Genomic DNA, 3897 nt, shown 5'->3' with positions numbered 1-3897 from the left:
GGAACTCGGAGACCGGCGACGGCGACGCCACCGGCCTGACCACGGCGAGCAACCTGCTCTACGACTTCCGCTGGCTGCACCCGACGGCCTGGGTGTACTGGCAGGTGATGGACCCCAGCGCGGGCTGGGCGACGATCGCGTACGACCCGGACACGCTCCAGCCGGGCGCGGTGCAGACGAAGTACTACGTCCTGGCCCAGTTCACCCGCCACATCCGGCCCGGCATGACGATCCTGGACACCGGCGCGAGCTACGCGGCGGCCGCCCTGGACCGGCCGGCCCGACGCCTCGTGATCGTCGCGGCGAACACCTCCTCCTCCGCCCAGACCCTGACCTTCGACCTCTCCCGCTTCTCCGCCGCCACCGGCGGCCCGGCCGGCCTGGTCCCCCGCTGGAACACCGTCACCACGGGCGGCGACCGCTACACCGCCCACTCGGACACGTACCTGAACGGCAGGTCGCTGTCCGTGCCCTTCGCGGCGAAGTCCGTACAGACCCTCCAGATCGACGGCATCACGGTGTGACGCACCGGACCGGCCCCCAGGGTGCGCACCCCCGGGGGCCACCTCACTTTTGTCACCGCCCGGCAGTACGGTGTCCCCCATGCGCCCCGACACGCCTGCCGAGAACGTCGACCACGCCACCGAAGCGGCACGCCTGGAGCGGACCGCCGGCCTGTACCCCGAGGACGCCGAGACGCTCCTCCTGCGGGCGGCGGCCCACCTGGAACTGTCCGGCGACCGCCCCGCGGCGACCACCCTCTACGACCGCCTGCTCGCGTCCGCCGACGAGCTGGACAACCCGGCCCTGGTCCGTGCGCTGAAGGCGTCGAACCTGTGGGAGTACGGCCACGAGGCGGAGGCCAGGGCGATCATCGAGGGCATCCGCGCCGCGGCGCCCCGGGACCCGGCCCCCTGGGTGATCGTGGCCGAGGCCCTGGAGTCCCACGACGAGCTGGAGGCGGCGGCGAAGGTCTTCACCGAGGCCGCGCACCTCCTGCTGGAGCCCTCGGACGAACCCCCCGCCGCCACCCGCCCCCTCCTCCACGGCCGCCACCGCGTCCGCCGCATGCTGGCCCTCCCCCACGACGACTGGGACACCCTCGCCGACACCCTCCACACGTCCCCCGTCCCCCTGGACGAACTCCACGACCCCAAACGCGTGTGGTCCCTGGGCTCGGACAACCCCGCGGAACTGGAAGCGGAGATCTCCCGCCTCCGAGCCGAACTGGGCGCCTACCGGGAGGCCCTCTCCCGCCCGTTCCCGGTGGCGGTGCTGCACTGGCCGGCACCGGAACTCGCGGAGCTGCTGTCGGCGTACCCCGCCCTGTCCCCGGAGTACCCCTCCCACGCCGAGCACCTGGCGACCATAGAGTCCTCGCTCCGCGAACTCTCCGCCTCCGGCACCGCCAACCTCGGCATCGTCACCGGCACGGTCCCGTCGTACGAGGCCTTCGCGGCCTCGGAGGGCGCCTCCCCGACGGACCCCACGCTGCTGCCCCAGTACGCGACGACCCTCGCAGCGCGGGGGCGTGCGGTGGCGTGGCCTCCGGGGCAGGGGGCGGGGTGCTGGTGTGGGGCGGCGGGGAGTTATGGGGAGTGCCACGGCCTGTGAAATGAGCGGACTAGGCTTGCCATCGTGTCCGAAGATCCTCCGTGGAACCCGCCCGCAGGCTCCTGGGCCTCGTCAGCGGCACGTCGCCGCAACATGCAGGCGATCCGCAGCCGGGACACCAAGCCGGAAACACTGATCCGGCGGCTGGTTCACGCACGCGGTCTGCGCTATCGCGTCGCCGCACGCCCGCTGCCGGACCTTCGCCGGACAGCGGACATGGTCTTCCGTCCGGCGAAGGTGGCGGTCTTCATCGATGGCTGCTACTGGCACGGCTGCCCCGAGCACTATGTCCCGCCGAGAACCAATTCCGGTTACTGGTCGGAAAAGGTGCTCCGCAACGTCGCGCGGGACCGGGACACCGACCAACGCCTGAAGGATGCCGGATGGCTCGTGCTCCGTTTCTGGGAGCACGAACCGTCAGACGCCTGCGCGGATGAGATCGCCGCGGTCGTGCGCCGTCGACGGATTGGCGACGACAGGCCTCTCTGAGACAGGCAAAATCATCTGTTCCATCGGCGGCACGTCCGCATCGGCGACCGAAGATGAGAAAGCATTTCCCCTCTCGGTCACGGGTGCCAGTCTCTCCGTCCCTGGCTGGTCTGCTGCCTTGGACTCGGTCTACGCCGGCCTTCATCTGCACCGGCCGTGAGAGATCGATCACGCTGGTGGAGTACCTGCCTTGGTGCGTGCCAGGTGCCTGCGACGGCGAGGATCCGCTCTGGGCTGCGCGATCCCCTCTACGGATGACCCCGTCGGCAGCCTTGTCGCTGGCCCGTTGCACACTGCCCTCGGTCCCCAGTAGCCGCCGTCAACACATGACTGCCAGCCATGCTCAGGCCAGCAGTAACGGGAGCACCGCCCACGAAGGCAGCCACTCGTGCACGCGGCGTCCGGCCGCGGTCTCAAGCGCGCCGGCCACAGACGGGCATCCACGCGGTAGCCCTTCCCCGCGGGATCGGATGGCCCCTTCTGCTTCGTTGTCTGGTCACTGATCGCGGCCACGTTACGCGAGCGGCAGAGAGCCGGCGGCGCTACACAGCAGCCAAGAGTGTCAGACCCTCGGTGTTTGATGGGTCAGGATGGTAGACCTGTGCAATCACGACTTCCGGAGGTATGAGCGTGGCTGATCTGTCGGCCGTGGAGATCTGCGCGGGCGCTGGCGGTCAGTCGCTGGGCCTTGAGCTGGCAGGGTTCGACCACGCCCTCGCGGTGGAGCTGGACGAGAACGCGGTCAATACGCTCCGGGAGAACCGGGACTGGGACGTGCGGCACGGTGACGTGGCCGACGCCAGCGTGTGGGATCCCAACGAATACGTCGGCGTGGACCTGCTCGCTGGTGGGGTGCCCTGCCCGCCCTTCTCGATCGCTGGCAAGCAACTGGGAGCGACCGACGAACGGGATCTCTTCGCCTGGGCGGTCGAACTGGCCGGGAAGATGCAGCCCCGGGCTCTGCTTCTGGAAAACGTGCGCGGTTTGTCGATGCCTCGCTTCTCCGCCTATCGCCAGCACGTGAAGGATCGCCTCCGGGACCTCGGCTACTGGTCTGACTGGCAACTTCTGCAGGCGAACGACTACGACGTTCCCCAGCTGCGTCCACGCTTCGTCCTGGTCGCCATGCGGCATGAAGACGCTCAGTGGTTCGAATGGCCTCAGGGGTCGCCCACCAGGAAGACGGTGGGCAGCGAGCTGCGCGACATGATGCGCGTAAATGGTTGGCCTGGCGCCGACCGCTGGGCGGAAAAGGCCCAGGGCATCGCACCGACCATCGTGGGCGGCTCCAAGAAGCACGGGGGCGCCGACCTTGGACCGACTCGGGCCAAGGCGGCCTGGCGCACCCTCGGTGTGGACGCCATGGGAGTAGTTGATGCGCCTCCGGATGCTTCGGACCCTGTCGACTTCGTACCCAGACTCACCACTGAGATGGTGGCGCGCATCCAAGGCTGGCAAGACGGGTCCGAGTACGAGTGGAAGTTTACGGGGCGCAAGACCGCGAAGTACCGGCAGATCGGTAATGCTTTCCCGCCACCCGTGGCGCGTGCGCTTGGCGCGGCTATTGCCAACGCCTTGAACCGAAAAGGTCAGCCAAAGGATCTGACCGATGTAGAGAACGAGGTCCTGCATGACCGGCTCTACCTCGCCCTGAAAAACGCTTCCGTCCCGCTCACCGAGAAAGAATTGGTGAAAATTTCCGGCGAGAAGATGGACGCGCGGTCCTTCGAACGCCGTATGGCAATGCTCGCGCGGGATTTCGTGATCGAGGAGGACGAGCAACTCGGAGGTCGC

3 protein-coding genes and 1 pseudogene are annotated in these 3897 nt (G+C 68.6%); all 4 read left to right on the top strand.

What is annotated here, in order from left to right; translation table 11 throughout:
• Positions 1-524: pseudogene (locus IE312_RS40660) on the top strand (beta-1,6-galactanase); the annotation flags it as partial.
• A gap of 79 nt (positions 525-603) precedes the next feature.
• Positions 604-1614 (top strand): tetratricopeptide repeat protein, encoded by a 1011-nt coding sequence (locus tag IE312_RS18035; protein WP_189982981.1) that lies wholly within the window; start codon positions 604-606, stop codon positions 1612-1614.
• Positions 1615-1638: 24 nt separating this feature from the next.
• Complete coding sequence (locus IE312_RS18030; RefSeq protein WP_189982979.1) at positions 1639-2103, top strand: very short patch repair endonuclease; 465 nt, start codon at positions 1639-1641, stop codon at positions 2101-2103.
• 624 nt (positions 2104-2727) lie between these two features.
• A partial coding sequence (locus IE312_RS18025) for a DNA cytosine methyltransferase (RefSeq protein ID WP_229900020.1) occupies positions 2728-3897 on the top strand: 1170 nt, incomplete at its 3' end.

It is taken from the genome of Streptomyces capoamus (assembly GCF_014654935.1).
Classification (GTDB): domain Bacteria; phylum Actinomycetota; class Actinomycetes; order Streptomycetales; family Streptomycetaceae; genus Streptomyces; species Streptomyces capoamus.
Note: the sequence above shows the minus strand (reverse complement) of the source record. Positions and strands in the feature narration are given on the sequence as shown.